General features: G+C 63.2%; 17 protein-coding genes, 1 tRNA gene and 1 pseudogene. 16 read left to right on the top strand and 3 right to left on the bottom strand.

What is annotated here, in order from left to right:
• Positions 1-7 precede the first annotated feature (7 nt).
• The 4 genes from AXW84_RS12640 (at position 8) to AXW84_RS12625 (ending at position 4,436) form a co-directional block, all read left to right on the top strand.
• Positions 8-1,267 (top strand): TolC family protein, encoded by a 1,260-nt coding sequence (locus AXW84_RS12640; protein WP_068233659.1) that lies wholly within the window; start codon positions 8-10, stop codon positions 1,265-1,267.
• Complete coding sequence (locus AXW84_RS12635; RefSeq protein ID WP_071891284.1) at positions 1,245-2,657, top strand: efflux RND transporter periplasmic adaptor subunit; 1,413 nt, start codon at positions 1,245-1,247, stop codon at positions 2,655-2,657. The genes AXW84_RS12640 and AXW84_RS12635 overlap by 23 nt, the downstream gene beginning before the upstream one ends.
• Positions 2,650-4,116: an efflux RND transporter periplasmic adaptor subunit gene (locus AXW84_RS12630; RefSeq protein ID WP_068233652.1), complete on the top strand. Its 1,467-nt coding sequence runs from the start codon at positions 2,650-2,652 to the stop codon at positions 4,114-4,116. The genes AXW84_RS12635 and AXW84_RS12630 overlap by 8 nt, the downstream gene beginning before the upstream one ends.
• Positions 4,117-4,190: 74 nt before the next feature.
• Complete coding sequence (locus tag AXW84_RS12625) at positions 4,191-4,436, top strand: heavy metal-binding domain-containing protein (protein ID WP_068233650.1); 246 nt, start codon at positions 4,191-4,193, stop codon at positions 4,434-4,436.
• Positions 4,437-4,631: 195 nt separating this feature from the next.
• On the opposite strand, the pseudogene AXW84_RS24930 reads toward AXW84_RS12625, so the two are convergent.
• Positions 4,632-4,847: pseudogene (locus AXW84_RS24930) on the bottom strand (transposase); the annotation flags it as partial.
• Here AXW84_RS24930 and AXW84_RS25375 point away from each other — a divergent pair.
• The 3 genes from AXW84_RS25375 to AXW84_RS12620 all read left to right on the top strand — a co-directional run bounded on the left by AXW84_RS25375 (position 4,770) and on the right by AXW84_RS12620 (position 6,480).
• Positions 4,770-4,943, top strand: coding sequence for a hypothetical protein (locus AXW84_RS25375; RefSeq protein ID WP_162268234.1), 174 nt, complete (start codon positions 4,770-4,772; stop codon positions 4,941-4,943). The pseudogene AXW84_RS24930 and the gene AXW84_RS25375 sit on opposite strands and share 78 nt — an antisense overlap.
• A gap of 166 nt (positions 4,944-5,109) precedes the next feature.
• Complete coding sequence (locus AXW84_RS24925; RefSeq protein ID WP_157886987.1) at positions 5,110-5,889, top strand: hypothetical protein; 780 nt, start codon at positions 5,110-5,112, stop codon at positions 5,887-5,889.
• Positions 5,890-5,901: 12 nt separating this feature from the next.
• Complete coding sequence (locus AXW84_RS12620) at positions 5,902-6,480, top strand: recombinase family protein (protein WP_068233648.1); 579 nt, start codon at positions 5,902-5,904, stop codon at positions 6,478-6,480.
• 68 nt (positions 6,481-6,548) lie between these two features.
• Here the strand turns inward: AXW84_RS12620 and AXW84_RS12615 are convergent.
• Positions 6,549-6,620 (bottom strand) — tRNA-Glu (locus AXW84_RS12615).
• A 265-nt stretch (positions 6,621-6,885) separates the two neighbouring features.
• On the opposite strand from AXW84_RS12615, the gene gap reads away from it, so the two are divergent.
• The 5 genes from gap (at position 6,886) to AXW84_RS12590 (ending at position 10,236) form a co-directional block, all read left to right on the top strand.
• Positions 6,886-7,893: a type I glyceraldehyde-3-phosphate dehydrogenase gene (gene gap, locus AXW84_RS12610; protein WP_068233646.1), complete on the top strand. Its 1,008-nt coding sequence runs from the start codon at positions 6,886-6,888 to the stop codon at positions 7,891-7,893.
• Positions 7,894-7,990: 97 nt separating this feature from the next.
• Entirely contained in the window at positions 7,991-8,866 is an 876-nt protein-coding gene (locus AXW84_RS12605) for a diacylglycerol/lipid kinase family protein (RefSeq protein WP_068233644.1), read from the top strand.
• 45 nt (positions 8,867-8,911) lie between these two features.
• Complete coding sequence (locus AXW84_RS12600) at positions 8,912-9,253, top strand: translation initiation factor (protein WP_068233641.1); 342 nt, start codon at positions 8,912-8,914, stop codon at positions 9,251-9,253.
• Positions 9,246-9,770 carry an HPP family protein gene (locus AXW84_RS12595; protein WP_236943117.1) on the top strand — a complete coding sequence of 175 codons (525 nt, stop codon included), beginning with the start codon at positions 9,246-9,248 and terminating at the stop codon, positions 9,768-9,770. Before AXW84_RS12600 ends, AXW84_RS12595 begins: the two co-directional genes overlap by 8 nt.
• 58 nt (positions 9,771-9,828) lie before the next feature.
• Positions 9,829-10,236 carry a DUF1622 domain-containing protein gene (locus AXW84_RS12590; RefSeq protein ID WP_068233637.1) on the top strand — a complete coding sequence of 136 codons (408 nt, stop codon included), beginning with the start codon at positions 9,829-9,831 and terminating at the stop codon, positions 10,234-10,236.
• Positions 10,237-10,260: 24 nt separating this feature from the next.
• Here AXW84_RS12590 and kdsB read toward each other — a convergent pair whose 3' ends face one another.
• On the bottom strand, positions 10,261-11,016 hold the full coding sequence (gene kdsB / locus AXW84_RS12585) for a 3-deoxy-manno-octulosonate cytidylyltransferase (RefSeq protein WP_068233635.1): 756 nt from the start codon (positions 11,014-11,016) through the stop codon (positions 10,261-10,263).
• 192 nt (positions 11,017-11,208) lie between these two features.
• On the opposite strand from kdsB, the gene AXW84_RS12575 reads away from it, so the two are divergent.
• The 4 genes from AXW84_RS12575 to AXW84_RS24920 all read left to right on the top strand — a co-directional run bounded on the left by AXW84_RS12575 (position 11,209) and on the right by AXW84_RS24920 (position 14,143).
• Positions 11,209-12,153, top strand: coding sequence for a LysM peptidoglycan-binding domain-containing protein (locus tag AXW84_RS12575; RefSeq protein WP_082773866.1), 945 nt, complete (start codon positions 11,209-11,211; stop codon positions 12,151-12,153).
• 9 nt (positions 12,154-12,162) lie between these two features.
• Positions 12,163-12,708, top strand: a complete 546-nt coding sequence (locus tag AXW84_RS12570; protein ID WP_068233628.1) for a hypothetical protein — start codon at positions 12,163-12,165, stop codon at positions 12,706-12,708.
• A gap of 165 nt (positions 12,709-12,873) precedes the next feature.
• The gene (locus tag AXW84_RS12565; protein ID WP_068233620.1) at positions 12,874-13,629 is read left to right on the top strand and encodes a TIGR02757 family protein; all 756 of its coding nucleotides are present in this window, start codon (positions 12,874-12,876) and stop codon (positions 13,627-13,629) included.
• Positions 13,630-13,645: 16 nt separating this feature from the next.
• Positions 13,646-14,143 carry a hypothetical protein gene (locus AXW84_RS24920; protein WP_157886985.1) on the top strand — a complete coding sequence of 166 codons (498 nt, stop codon included), beginning with the start codon at positions 13,646-13,648 and terminating at the stop codon, positions 14,141-14,143.
• Positions 14,144-14,157 lie beyond the last annotated feature (14 nt).

The following is a 14,157-nucleotide window of genomic DNA, read 5'->3' as shown; positions in this document are numbered from 1 at the left end:
TAAAACGATGTCGTATTTGCTGAAAATACCTTTCCTGATAGGGCTGCTCGGGCTACTGGCCCTCCCGGCCCGTGCCCAGCAGCCTATGCTCCCGCTCGATTCCGTGCTGCGCAACGTGCGGCAGGCCAACCCCACCCTGCGCCAGTACGACGCCCGGGCCCGCGCCAAAGACGCCGCCGTGGCCGGGGCCAGCACCTGGGAGCCGCCCAAAATCAGCGCCGGCTACTGGATGACGCCCTACAACCAGCGGCCCATCAAGGAGATGAACAACGGCCAGGGCATGGGCATGCAGATGGTCTCGGTGGAGCAGATGCTGCCCAACCCGGCCAAGCAGCGGGCCAAACGGGACTACCTGGCCAGCCAGGCCGCCGTGGAGCAGGCCGACCAGGCCGCCAGCTTCAACGAGCTGCGAGCCCGGGCCCGCACGCTGTATTACGGCCGCGTGGTGCTGGAAAAGAAGCTGAAAGTGCTGGACGAGAGCGAGGCACTGCTCGACTTCCTGCTGAAAATTGCCCAGGCCCGCTACCCCTATAACCAGACCACGCTGGCTAGCATCTACCAGGTGCAGGCGCGCGTAGCCCAGCACGCCAACGACCACGCCCGGCTCTACGGCCAGCTGCGCCAGTACACCATCGGCCTGAACACCCTGATGGCCCGCGACCCCGAAGCCGAGTTCGCCGTGGACACGCTGCTGCCCAGCAGCTTTGCCGGCCCGTACCCCGACACCGCCGCCCTGGTCGGCCGCCGCTCCGACGTGCGCCGCCTCGACCGCAGCTTGGCCGTTGTCCGCCTCAGCCAGCAGGTGGAAGCCAGCCGCCGCCGCCCCGATTTCGGGGTGCGCTACGACCACATGAACGGCATTGGCAATACCCCTAATCAGTTCACCGTCATGGGCATGGTAACGCTGCCTTTCGCGCCGTGGTCGGCCCGCGAGTACAAGGCCAACACCGCCGCCCTCGGCTACGAGGCCCGCGCTGTGCAGCAGCAGCGCGCCAGCTTGCTCAACGACGCGGCCGGCCGCATCATCACCCTGCAATCGGACCTGCGCGTGCAGCGCGAGCAGCTGCTCAACTACGAGCAGGGCGTACTACCCGCCCTGCGCAAAACCTACCAGGTCACGCTACTGACCTATCAGCAGAACACCGCCCAACTGCCTGCCGTGGTCGAAGCCCTCGATGCCTGGCTGATGGCCCGGCTGCAATATCTCGATGCCCAGTACGAATTGATGACCCTCCACGTGCGCTATGACCAGGAACTTGAGCAATAGTCCCCGCCGCTATTTGCCCGCCCGGCTGCTGGCCCGGCTGCTGGCGCTAACGCTACTGGCCAGCTGCCACGGCCAGTCCCACGGCCCTGAGTCGCAGGCCCCCGCCCAGCCGGTGGCCAGCTCGGCGGCCATGCAGTACACCTGCCCCATGCACCCCCAGATTGTGCGCGACGCCCCCGGCCAGTGTCCCATCTGCGGCATGGACCTGGTGCCCAAAGTGATGAATAATGATGCCGCCGCTGCGGCTACTCCTGCCGACCTAAACCAAGTGAGCCAGGCCCCCAACGCGGCCGTGCTGGCGGCCGTGGCCACGGTGCGCCCCGTAGCCGAGGGCGCGGCGGCCGATACGCTCACTCTGCCGGGCGTGGTGGACTACGACCCGCGCCGCAGCCGGGCGGTAGCGGCGCGCTTCGGCGGGCGCATCGAGCGGCTGGCGGTACGCTTCAACTACCAGCCGGTGCGGCGGGGACAGAAGCTGCTCGAACTCTACAGCCCCGAGCTGGTGACCGCCGAGCAGGAGTTGATTTTTGTGCTGGAGAACGATGCCGACAACGCGCCGCTGGTGGGCGGTGCCCGCCAGAAACTGCGCCTGTTGGGCCTCACCGACCAGCAGTTGCGCGACCTGGCCCGCACCCGCCGGCCCAACTATCGGGTGGCCATTTTTAGCCCCTACAATGGCTACGTGGTGGAAACCTTGGCGGCTGCCGCATCAATTCCTGCCGCCGCCACCGGAGGTGTGAGCACCCCCCCCGAGCCGGGCATGAGTGCCGGCGCACCAAATGGGCCGGCGGGCAATTCGGCGGCCGGCCCAGCGCAGCCCCAGGCGCTAATCCTAACGGAAGGAGATTACGTGAGCACCGGCCAGACGCTGTTTCAGGTGGTGAATACCGACCAAGTGTGGGGTATTTTTCAGCCCACGTCGGCCGAGCTAGGCCGGCTGCGGCCCGGCCAGCAATTGCGCGTGGTGGCCGAAGGCACCGGCCTGCCGCCCCGTACGGCTCGCCTCGATTTGGTGGAGCCCGAGTTCCGTTCCGGGGCCAGTGTGGCGGCTGTGCGGGTGTACTTGCCCAATTCGCAGGGCCGGCTGCGGCGCGGCCAGCGCCTGACCGGGCAGCTGGTGCCCTCGGCTGCCACGGCCGGGGCCGGGAGCTTATGGCTGCCCCGCGCCGCCGTGGTGGACCTCGGTACCCGGCAGGTGACCTTCGTGCGGCGCGGTACCACGTTTGTGCCGGTGGCCGTGCAGGTCGGCCAGCGCACCGCCACCCAAGCGCAGGTGCTGCGCGGCCTCACCGGCTCCGAAGAAGTGGCTGTCAATGGCCAGTATCTCATCGATAGCGAAGGGTTCATTCAAACCTCAGCTAACACCGTCAACCCGCCCGTCCATGATTAAGCTACTCCAGAAAAAGCTTCGGCAAACCCGCTGGCGGCCGTGGCTGACGCTGCTGCTGGCCGGACTGCTGCTCAGTGCGGCGGCCTGTCAGCAGGCTGACCCTGACCAAACTGCCAAGTCAGTGGCTTACTATACTTGCCCGATGCACCCGCAAATCCATGTCGATGCGCCGGGAGACTGCCCTATCTGCCACATGCACCTGGTGGCGGTGCAGCCACCTGCCGCCCAAAAGCCGGCGTCGGCCTCAGCCGTATATACCTGCCCCATGCACCCGCAGGTGCGCGAAAAGCAGCCTGGCAGCTGCCCCATTTGCGGTATGGACCTGGTAAAAATGTCGAGCCGCCCGGCCATCAGCCAGCTGCCGGACACCAATTTAGCTACCAACGACCTCATCCTCAGTGCCCAGCAACTGGCACTGGGCAACATACAGGTCCAGACCCTGGGCGCTGGTCCAGCTTCCACCGTCGGCATTCTCCAAACCGATATGCCCGCGCCCCAGGCCGTGCTGACCGGCACCGTGACGGCCAATGCCCGGCGCACCGAAAGCATTAGCAGCCGGGTGGCGGGCCGGGTCGAGAAGCTCTACGTACGCCAGACCGGGCAGCAGCTGCGGCGGGGCGAGCCGCTGTTTGCGGTGTATAGCGAGGAGCTGCAAACCCTGCAGCGCGAGTACCTGCTGGCCTTGGCGCAGGACCTGCAGGTGGCCGAGCCTACCTACCGCTACTTTGCCGAAGCCACTGCTCAGAAGCTGCGGCTGCTCGGCGTGTCGGGGGCGCAGCTGCGGCAGTTGGCCCAAAGCGGCAAGCCCAGCTCCCTGGTAACTTACTATAGCCTCCGCTCGGGCACGGTGCAAACCCTTGGTGTCGTGCAGGGCCAGTACGTGGCCGAAGGTTTCTCCATTCTCACCCTCACGGACTTAAGTAGCGTGTGGGTGGAAGCGCAGCTCTACCCAGCCGAAGCCAACCGGTTGCCCCTCGGCCAGACGGTAGCCGTGCAGGTGGCGGGCCAGGCCAAGGCGGTGCGGGGCAAAGTCGTGTTTCTGAGCCCCGAACTGAGCGGCAGCAGCCAACTGACGCTGGCCCGCATCGAGGTGCCTAACCCCAACGGCCGCCTCCTGCCCGGTGCCCAGGCCAACGTGCTACTCGATGCCCTTCCAGTGGCCCCCGATACCCGCCCCGATGCTTTAGTTACTGCTGCTGCTGCTAAGAAGACGCTTCTTGTGCCACCAGCCGCTATTATTCACAACGGGACCATGAGCTACGTATGGAAGCAAACCGGCGAGCGGCAGTTTCGGCGGGTGCGGGTGCGCCTGGGCGAAGTCACCGCCATAGCGGTGCCGGTGCTCGTGGGCCTACAAGCCGGCGATACGGTGGTGACCACCGGGGCCTATCTGCTGGAAAGCGAGTTCACCTTGCGCCAGGGAGCCGACGACGACCACATGAGCGGCATGGCCATGTAGTGCCTCAACCAATTATTTCAACCCCGTTTCGGGCTGCGGCTCAGCCTTACTCTTTTTTCATTTTTCTCAATCCCATGAACAAGTTTCTCACCTACACCCTGGCCCTGGCCAGCCTCACCTTCGCCACCAGCTGCTCCGATAACAAGCGCATCAACGAAACCACCACGACTGCCCCCGCCACCACGGCAGCCGCTTCCGACAGCACTGCCGCCCCCGCTGGCATGGCTACCCAGTACACTTGCCCCATGCACCCCGAAGTAGTGGCCGACCAGCCCGGTAAATGCCCGAAGTGCGGCATGGATTTGGTGGTAAAAAAGTAGCCGCAGGGCCGAATTATACCAGTAGGGCGCGCGAATGGGCAAAACAGCCTGCTTGCGCTGTAGTGTACTATTCTACTGCCTTGCTGCTTAACTCAACTGTTTTCGGCCCCAACCAGCGCCCTGTTATGCACTGTTGGCGTTTCTGGCGAGTATGATACAGGCGAAGACAACGAGATGGAGCTGCTGCAAGGTGGTGCTGAGCCGTTCGTGGTCGCGGGCCAGCCGGCGAAAGCGGCTGCACCAGGCGAAGCTGCGTTCGACCGCCCAGCGCCGGGGCAGCGACACGAAGCCGGTCTGGTCTTCTGGTTTTTTAATGACTTGTAAGTCAATGTTGTGCACAGCAGCAGCATATTCCGTCTCTTCGCCCGTGTAGCCCTGGTCGACGTCAAAACTTGGCAGCAAAACCTGCACGTGAACCTGAACCTGCGCGACACGCAGGCCGGCCTCGACGAGAACAAGCAGGTGCGCCAGAACTCGGCCATCCGCAGCCGCCGGGCGGTCAGTTGAGGCCTCCAAAAAACGGTGTAGAAAAACGGCCCGGAAAACCTGCGTTTCCGAGCCGTTTGCGTGGGGTCGGTTCCCCTCCAAAATACGACCGTATATTGGATGGTCTATATTGTGTTCGCGGATAGCCTTTCGGTATCTGGACTAAATACTTTTAACCCTTCTACTCATGTCATTGATAGACCCCAAGGAGCTGATTGTCGCTAGTGCAACTTTTTTTAATGACTTCGATATGACCTACACTGAATCTTTCATGGGCCTTAAGCAGCATGCGAACTTCGGAATGGTCTCCTTCGACAACCGCGACTTCTTGCCAACCGGTCAGTCAATAGTCTGGACTGTACCAGGCGAAGCCATATCGCCTGAGGTAGTGTATATGTACATTCATGTACGAAATCTAATAGTTAATCTTGTTAGCAATGCTGAGTATATCAACAGCCAATTTCTTAAAATTAATAAAACTGTATTAGGTAAGACTGAAGAAGAATTGAATGTGCCAGGTGCCAAAGACTTTATGACTCTAAAAAATAATGTTGTGAGTTATGTAAAAAGGGACCAAGAGACAAATCATTTGCTTAGTCGAGCACTTCGTACTAGTCTAGAGTGCTTTGTGAGCTATCGTAATATATTTACTCACGGAAAATTACGTTTATTATGTGTCGCTCCAGAGGGTTTTGTGAATAGTAAAGTTGTATATCCTAACGAGTTAGGTAAAAGGCGCCTTACCCCTAAGCCTGGACGTCTTTCTACTTATGAGTGGTACATAACCTATTTAGATACATCGAAGGGATTAGTTTCCATAAAAATAACCAAAGAACTACTAGAAGATTACGGGAAAATATACGAAGAAACAATCGCGTTCCTTCACGCTTTCAATACCGTAAAACCTGTATTTGACCCAATAATTGCTTCGCTTAAGGAATACTACTTAGGACAAAAGCCTAGCTAAAAACAGTTAGATATGCGAGTCGCCATCTACGCTCGCGTGTCAACGAAGACCAAGGGCCAGGACACCGAGAACCAACTGCACCAGCTGCGGGCTTTCGCTGAGCAGCACGGCACCCTCTATAAAGTGTTTACCGACGAAGAGTCTGGGGGCAGCGCCGACCGCGCCGAGTTCAAGGCCCTGTTGCTCGAAGCCTACCAGAAGAAGTTCGACTTGGTGGTGTTCTGGCGCCTGGACCGCTTCAGCCGCGAGGGGGCCCTGGCCACGCTGAAGTACCTGAAGGAGCTGGCCAGCCACGGCGTGGCTTATAAATCCTTCACCGAGCCGTACCTCGATTCGCTGGGGCCCTTCGGCGACGTCATCGTCTCGATGCTGGCCACCATTGCTGCCCAGGACCTGATCAAGATTCGGGAGAACACCAAAGCAGCACTAGATAAGAAGCGGGCAGCCGGCGTGAAGCTTGGGGCCCCCACCAAGGGCCAGGAGGTAATCGACCAACTACATCGACTCAAGGCCGACGGGGCCTCGAATCAGGCCATCAGCCGGGCCCTGAAGATGTCGCCCAGCACCGTGGCCAAGTACCTGGTCGGCTAAAAACTGACACGGAAACTGACACGGAGATAATAAAAAAGGCCCTCACATTGCTGTGAGGGCCTTTTTTGTAGTCCGTAGGGGAATCGAACCCCTGTTGGTAGAATGAAAATCTACTGTCCTAACCCCTAGACGAACGGACCGTTTTTTGTTTTGGTGGTGCAAAGATACGGGCGTCATTTTGCTGGGCAAGGGGAGGGCGCAAAAAAAATGCTGGCTAAGACGTAACTGGCTTGTTTTTCAGACCGAAAAATTGCGAACTCGGGGGTGGGACGGGAGCGGAGTAGCCCCCGGGAGTTCGGTTTTGTAAAAGCTGGTGGCTGGGCGCCGGGCTTCCTGCTATCTTCGCCCCGCGTTTTACCAAGCCGCCGAAGGGGCGGCTTGCCACCTTTTTTTTTCTTGCTACCAATGGCAAAAATCAAAGTCGCCATCAACGGCTTCGGCCGCATCGGCCGCCTCACGTTTAAGGCCCTGTTGGGCCGCGACAACGTGGAAATCGTCGCTATCAACGACCTCACCGATAACAAAACCCTCGCCCACCTGCTCAAGTACGACTCGGTGCACGGCCGTTTCGACGGAACGGTGAGCTACGACGACAACAGCTTGACCGTGAACGGCCAGCACATTGTGGCCCTCGCCGAGCGCGACCCCAAGCTGTTGCCCTGGGGCAAAATGGGCGTGGACATCGTGCTTGAAAGCACGGGCCGCTTTGTGGACGAGGCCGGCGCAGGCCAGCACATCACGGCTGGCGCCAAGAAAGTGGTGATTTCGGCGCCTGCTACCGGAAACATCCCGACGGTGGTGCTTGGCGTGAACGAAGACACCCTGACCGGCAACGAAACCATTATCTCGAACGCTAGCTGCACGACCAACTGCTTGGCGCCCATGGCTAAGGTGCTGAACGACACGTTTGGCATCGAGAAGGGCTACATCACGACGGTACACGCTTACACCTCGGACCAGAACCTGCAGGACGCGCCTCACAAGGACCTGCGCCGCGCCCGCGCCGCTGCCTACAGCATCATCCCCACCAGCACTGGCGCCGCCAAAGCGGTGGGTTTGGTGCTGCCCGAGCTGAAAGGCAAACTGGATGGCTTGGCCATGCGCGTGCCCGTGCCGGACGGTTCGATGACCGACCTGACCGTGATTCTGAAGCGCGAGGTGACCAAGCAGGAAATCAACGACGCGCTGAAAGCCGCCGCGGAGGGCCCCCTGAAAGGCATCATCGAGTACGTGACCGACCCAATCGTAAGCATCGACATCGTGGGCAACCCGCACTCGTGCATCTTCGACTCGGAGCTGACCTCGGCCAACGGCACGCTGGCCAAGGTAATTGGCTGGTACGACAACGAAACCGGCTACTCGACCCGCACCGCGGACCTGATCCAGCAGCTGGGTGAGAAAATGAACGGCTAACGTTTCGCGCCGTAATAATTCGGGCCGCCCGCTTCCTTTGGGGAGGCGGGCGGTTTTTTTGTCGCGCGGGGCCCGGGGCCCCGCTTGGTTTGCTCGCATGTCCAACACCTGCTTTATTCTGAACCCCACCGCGGGGCCCAACCGCCGCCGCGACGTGCCCGCGCTCATCGCCCGGCACTTCGGGGGCGCTAACCCCGCCGCTGCGTACGTGGTGCGGCACACCGAGGGCCCCGGCCACGCCGTGGAGCTGGCCCGTGCCGCGGCTGCTGAAGGCTTTGCCGTAGTGGCGGCTGTGGGCGGCGATGGCACCGTGAACGAAGTGGGCCGTGGCTTGCTGGGCACGGCCGCCGCGCTGGGCATCGTGCCCCAGGGCTCGGGCAACGGCCTAGCGCGCCACTTAAAGGTGCCCCTGGGGTTGCCCGGGGCCCTGCGCCGGCTGGCCGCGCCCACCCTTAGCCGCATCGACGTGGGGCGCCTCAACGGGCACCCGTTTTTCTGCACGGCGGGGCTGGGCTTCGATGCGCACGTGGCCCAGCACTTCGCGCGGGCCGGCTCGCGGGGCCTGAGCACCTACCTGCGCGTGACGCTGCGCGAATACCGCCGCTACCGGCCCGTGCCCGTGGAAGTGGAGATGAACGGCCAGCGCCGGGCCACCGACTGCTACGTGCTGGCCTTCGCCAACGCCTCGCAGTACGGCAACGACGTGTTCATCGCGCCCCGCGCCGACCTGCGCGACGGCCTGCTCGACGTGTGCCTGATTGATGCCCTGCCCGTGGTGCGCGCCGTCCGCGTGAGCCTGGCCATGGCGCTGGGCAACCTGCCCGAAACCCGCGCCGCTGAATACTTCCACACCGCCCACGCGCACGTGCGCGCCGGGGCCCCGCTGGGCTTCCACGTCGATGGCGACTACCTGGGCCACGCCACCGAATTTGCCGTAGAGCTGCTGCCGCTGGCGCTGGCCGTGGCCGTGTAGGGCCCCCGGCGGCTCTTTGCAAGCGTTGATTATAAGTCCTTTGCCATGAAGAAAGACAACCGCGCCGGGGTGGTGTACTCCACCAACCCCGACTTCTCGTACCAGTCGGCCGACCTGAACGCGGCGGCTGCCACGCTGCCGCCCCAACAGCAGCAGCTGCGCGTGCAGCTCGACAAAAAGCAGCGCGGCGGCAAGCAGGTCACGCTCATCACCGGCTTTGTGGGCACCGACGATGACCTGCAGGCGCTGGCTAAGCTCCTAAAAACCAAGTGCGGCGGCGGCGGCAGTGCCAAAGACGGCGAAATTTTGGTGCAGGGCGACTTCCGCGAGAAAATCCTGGCCCTGCTGGTGCAAACTGGCTACAAAGCCAAGAAAATCGGTGGCTGATGCCCCGCCCACCGGCCCGCTGCCGGGGCCCCCAGTGCCGGCGCCGCTGGGGCCCCTAGGCGGCCGCCCGCGCCTGGCCGGGCGCGCCGAGCTGCTGCTGGCCTTGCTGCCCACCGCCACCGTGCTGCTTTTACTGTGGCTGCTGAAGCTGCTCAGCAACCAGCAGCTGCTGTTCGCCTCGCTGGCGTCCAGCGCGTTTCTGATTTACCTCGACCCCCGCCACCGCACCAACAGCGTACGTAACCTGGCCATCAGCCAGTTGGGGGCGGCGGCGCTGGGGCCCGCCTACGCAGCTGCGGCCGGGGCCCTGGTGCTCACCATCGGGCTGATGGTGACTGCCGACGCCATGCACCCGCCGGCGGTGGCCACGGCGCTCAACTTCGCGTTTCGGGCCGGCACGGGCGAGGGCAACTTGCTGCTGTTCGGGCCGGCCGTGGGCTTGGTGGCAGTGCTGGTGCTGCTGCAACGCGGCTCGGTGTGGCTGCTGGCGCGGGTAGCGCGGCCGGCTGCCGCGTAGCTGGCGCCTGGGCGGCCGCTGGCCATTCTCAAATTTTTACGCTGAAATCTCCCTTCCTATGCTCTCCGAAAACGCTAACCTGTTTGGCCAGGCCGAGGCCCACGTCATCAGCGCGGTGCAATGGCTGAAATTGGGCGTGGAGCTGGTGGGGGCCCTCATCATCGCGCTGGGCATTGCCGTGGCCGGGCGGCTGCTGGTGCGGGCGCTATGGGCGCGGCGCACGGCCGATTTTACAGCTATCCGGCTCACCCTCTCGCGCTACTTGGCCCTGGCGCTCGAATTCCAGCTCGGGGCCGACATCCTCTCCACATCCATTGCGCCAAGCTGGGACCAGATTGGCCGGCTCGGGGCCATTGCCGTCATCCGCACGGCCCTGAACTTCTTCCTGTCTAGGGAGATGGAGCAGGAGCGCCGCCAAACCAGCAAGGAGGACGACACCGTGGCCCGCGCCAAGGACCAGGCCTAGCTCGCTGGGGGCCCTTTCAGGGCCCTAAGTGCCAGCGGCCAGCCGCTGCCGGGCGCGGGCCACGTCTTCGGGCGTGTCGATGCCGAAGGCGTCCAATTCGGTTTCGGCGCAGCGGATGGCGTAGCCGGCTTCCAGCCAGCGCAGCTGCTCCAGGCTCTCGGCCGCTTCGAGGGCCGACACGGGCAGCTGGGTGAGACGGGCCAGCACGGCGGGCCGGTAGGCGTACAGGCCCAAGTGGCGCAGGTAGCGGTGGTGGGCCAGCCACTCGGCGGGCGCACGCCCGCGCTGGTAGGGGAGGGGGTGGCGGCTGAAGTACAGGGCCTCCTGGCGCTGGTTGAGCACTACTTTGGGCAAGTGCGGGCTGAACAATTCCTCGTCGCTGCGCACGGGCGTCACCAGCGTGGCGATGTCGGGCGCGGTGCGTTCATCAGCAAAAAAATCGACCAGCGCGTTGATTTGGGCTGGGTGAACGAACGGCTCGTCGCCCTGGATGTTGACGATGGCGCGCACCTCGGCCGGGCTACCCAATTGCTGGAACGCCTCGTAGAGGCGGTCGGTGCCGCTGGGGTGGTCGGGCCGCGTGAGCACGGCCTCGCCCCCGAAGCCGCGCACGTGGGCCAAAATCCGGGCGTCGTCGGTGGCCACCACCACGCGGTCGAGGCGTGCCTGCTGGGCCTGGCGCACCACGCGCTCGATCATGGTGACGCCTCCCAAATCGACCAAAGGCTTGCCGGGCAGGCGGGTGGAGGCGTAGCGGGCGGGAATCAGGCCGAGGACCATGCGGGGCGGGGAGAAGGGCGGGCGATAAGGGGACGGGTGGGCCAAAGAACGCACTTTTGGCCCGCGCTGGGGCCCCGGGGCCCCAGCCGGCGGGCGGGATAGGCGTATTCTTTCGTTATTTTGCCCACGCCGGCCAAGGCGCCGGCCCCCACGGCGGGGTTTGGCAAGACTTTCGCAACGCCGACTTTTTGTATGACTGGATTCTTTTTGCTGCTCGCAGCTACTTTGTACGGGCCCGGGGCCCCTAACCCCAGGCCGGCCTTGGCTCCGGCCGATTCTATTGGCGTGGAAATGCGCGGCGGCCAACGCTTTGTGCGCCACCGTGTAGGGGCTGGCGAAACCCTCTCCGCCCTTTCGCGCCGCTACCACGTGAGCGTGGCTCAGCTCGCCGCGGCCAACCCGCAGGTGGCCAACGGCCTGGGCATTGGGCAGGTGGTGTTGGTGCCGCGGCCGCTGGGGCCCGGCGATGCAACTGCCAGCGCGGCACTGGTGGCTGGCGCGGCCAAAACGGGGGGTACGGCCGCCGTGCCCGCGTCGGGCCGCTACACCGTGGCCCGGGGCGAAACGCTGTTTGCCATCGCCCGCCGCTTTCAACTTACGCCCGACGAGCTGATCAAGCTCAACAGCCTGCCCGCCAACGGCCGGGTGCGCGTGGGCCAGCAGCTGCTGCTGGGGGCCCCGGCCGTAGCCGCCGCCGCGCCCGCCCTGGCCGCGCCGCCCCTTAAAACGCCTGCGCCCACCGTGGCCCCCGTGCCCGACAAGCCCGCCCAGGTAGCTACCGTAACGCCCGCCACGCTAGCCGATAAGGAAGCGCCCAAAGAAATTGACCGCCCCACCGAGCGGGCCCCCACCCGGGCCAGCGAGTTGGCGGGCCGCGTAACGGACAGCGGCATGGCCGCCGGCATCGACAACAACGGCACCGACAAGTACTTGGCCCTGCATAAAACAGCCCCCGTCGGCACCATCATGCAGGTAAAAAACAGCATGAACGGGCAGTCGGTATACGTGCGTGTTATCGGCAAGCTGCCCGACACCGGCGAGAACAACAACATTCTGGTGCGCCTTTCGCCCCGGGCCGTGCAGAAGCTGGGCACTACCGACCAGCGCTTCCGTGTGGAAACCAGCTACGTTCCGTAGGGCCCCGGGGTGAGCAACCAAGCCTTTCCTGCGCAAGTATCCGGCGTCCTGGCTTCGGCCGATGAGTATGTGGCCGTGAACCTGCGGCTGTGGTGGCACTCGCCCGCCACCCGGCGCAACCATTGGCTACTAGGCGTGGCGCTGGCGCTGCTGGCCGTCAGCGTGGGGGGCCAGCTGCTGGGCCGGGCCCCCGACGGGGCCTTCGCGTGGTCGTCGCCGGTGCTGCTGGCCGTGGGCCTGGCCTACGGCGCGGCGCGGCCGCTGCTGGTGCGGCGCCTGCTGCGGCGCACTTATAATGGCAGCGAGGCCATGCACACGCCCATCGACTACGAGTTGACCGCTGCCGCGCTGTGCGGCCGTAGCGCGTTGGGGCACTTCGAAGTGCCGTGGGCCAGCCTGCGCCGCGCCGTGTGGGTGCGGCCCGATTGGCTGCTGCTGTACCCCACCGAGGCCGCCTGCTACTACCTCGACCTGCGCCGCCTGCCCGCCGCCACCCCGCCCACCGCCGTAGCCGCCCTGCTCACCCAGCACCAAGTGCCGCAGGCCGAAGCCTGAGCGGCCAGGGCCCCGGGCTGGGCGGCTGGCTTTTCGCCGACTACCCGGTGCACGGATCAGGAGGCCGATAGAGTGCCTTGGGGCCCTGCCGGCTTCCTGGTCCGTGCATCGGCGTGACTCATTATTCCTTTCTTTTCAATTACCCACCCCGCTGGGGCCCCTGCTTTGAAAAACCTGGCCCACTTGCGGCACCAACTCGATGCCCAATACGACCGTTACAACCGGCCGGAATTCATCCAGAACGATCCGATTCAGATCCCGCACCGCTTCACCCAGCGGCAGGACGTGGAAATCGCGGCCCTATTTGCCGCGCTGCTGGCCTGGGGGCAGCGGCCCACCATCATCAACAAGTGCAACGAGCTGCTGCGCCGCATGGACGACGCGCCGTACCAGTTCGTGACGCAGCACCACGACGAGGACCTGAAGAAGCTGCTCGGCTTCTGCCACCGCACGTTTTGCGACACCGACTTGCTGTACTTCGTGCACTTCCTGCGCGATTGGTACGGCCAGCACGACACGCTGGAAACGGCGTTTCTCATCGGAGCCACCCAGCGCGAGCGGCTGATGAACTTCCACAACCGCTTCTTCAGCCTGCCCGATGCGCCGGCCCGCACCCGCAAGCACGTAGCCACGCCGGCCCGCAAGTCGGCCTGCAAGCGCGTGAACATGTACCTGCGCTGGCTGGTTCGCCGCGACGACCGCGGCGTCGATTTCGGCCTCTGGACGCGCCTCTCGCCCGCCGACCTCATCATGCCCATCGACCTGCACGTCGAGCGCCAGGCCCGCCCCCTGGGCCTGCTCACCCGCAAGCTCGTGGACTGGGAAGCCGCCGAAGAACTCACCGCGAACCTGCGCGAATTGGACCCGCTGGACCCGGTGAAGTACGACTTTGCGCTGTTTGGGGCCGGGGTGGATAAATAGCTTTTGAGCAACCGAAATGGAAGAGCAATTCGAGTTGAAATTAAGTAATCGCACCAAGTCTGGCTGGTTGATTATTTTAGGAGCGTTTCTACTTACAGTGGCTATCGATTTCGTCGGTACAAATTTGATTCATGGCGATGAATGGCAGTTTTTGTGGTGCTTGGCCGTGGCGTTTGGGAGTGGTTATAGTGCGTTTCGATTGTTGAAAAAACGGATGGTATACCCAGCACTTGTTTCGGTAGAATCCGACCAATTGACAGTGCAAAATCTGGCTAATACGGAAGCGAATGCTGTTTTATTTACCAAAGTGGCATCTTACCGTTATATGGTAACAAAAGGTGTTCATTGGCTGATTTTTAAAATGTTTGATGGTACTAAGCTGAAAATTTCGGCCAACACCAATTTTGGCGAAATAGGAAATTTTACTGGGATGGTAAAGTCTTTAGAACAATCTGCTGCGCAGTTTCGAATGCAGAATTCTACAGCTATGCTACCGGATAGAAGCTTCTTTTAAAGTACTACATCAAC

Source organism: Hymenobacter sp. PAMC 26628, from assembly GCF_001562275.1.
Classification (GTDB): Bacteria; Bacteroidota; Bacteroidia; order Cytophagales; family Hymenobacteraceae; genus Hymenobacter.
Note: the sequence above shows the minus strand (reverse complement) of the source record. Positions and strands in the feature narration are given on the sequence as shown.

Bases quoted from the DNA above. Each gene is read 5' to 3' on its own strand.
- AXW84_RS12575 (WP_082773866.1), top strand. From the start codon at position 11,209: ATGACTGGATTCTTTTTGCTGCTCGCAGCTACTTTGTACGGGCCCGGG.
- AXW84_RS12620 (WP_068233648.1), top strand. From the start codon at position 5,902: ATGCGAGTCGCCATCTACGCTCGCGTGTCAACGAAGACCAAGGGCCAG.
- AXW84_RS12635 (WP_071891284.1), top strand. From the start codon at position 1,245: ATGACCAGGAACTTGAGCAATAGTCCCCGCCGCTATTTGCCCGCCCGG.
- gap (WP_068233646.1), top strand. From the start codon at position 6,886: ATGGCAAAAATCAAAGTCGCCATCAACGGCTTCGGCCGCATCGGCCGC.
- AXW84_RS12590 (WP_068233637.1), top strand. From the start codon at position 9,829: ATGCTCTCCGAAAACGCTAACCTGTTTGGCCAGGCCGAGGCCCACGTC.
- AXW84_RS12625 (WP_068233650.1), top strand. From the start codon at position 4,191: ATGAACAAGTTTCTCACCTACACCCTGGCCCTGGCCAGCCTCACCTTC.
- AXW84_RS24925 (WP_157886987.1), top strand. From the start codon at position 5,110: ATGTCATTGATAGACCCCAAGGAGCTGATTGTCGCTAGTGCAACTTTT.
- kdsB (WP_068233635.1), bottom strand. From the start codon at position 11,016: ATGGTCCTCGGCCTGATTCCCGCCCGCTACGCCTCCACCCGCCTGCCC.
- AXW84_RS12605 (WP_068233644.1), top strand. From the start codon at position 7,991: ATGTCCAACACCTGCTTTATTCTGAACCCCACCGCGGGGCCCAACCGC.
- AXW84_RS24920 (WP_157886985.1), top strand. From the start codon at position 13,646: ATGGAAGAGCAATTCGAGTTGAAATTAAGTAATCGCACCAAGTCTGGC.
- AXW84_RS12630 (WP_068233652.1), top strand. From the start codon at position 2,650: ATGATTAAGCTACTCCAGAAAAAGCTTCGGCAAACCCGCTGGCGGCCG.
- AXW84_RS12640 (WP_068233659.1), top strand. From the start codon at position 8: ATGTCGTATTTGCTGAAAATACCTTTCCTGATAGGGCTGCTCGGGCTA.
- AXW84_RS12600 (WP_068233641.1), top strand. From the start codon at position 8,912: ATGAAGAAAGACAACCGCGCCGGGGTGGTGTACTCCACCAACCCCGAC.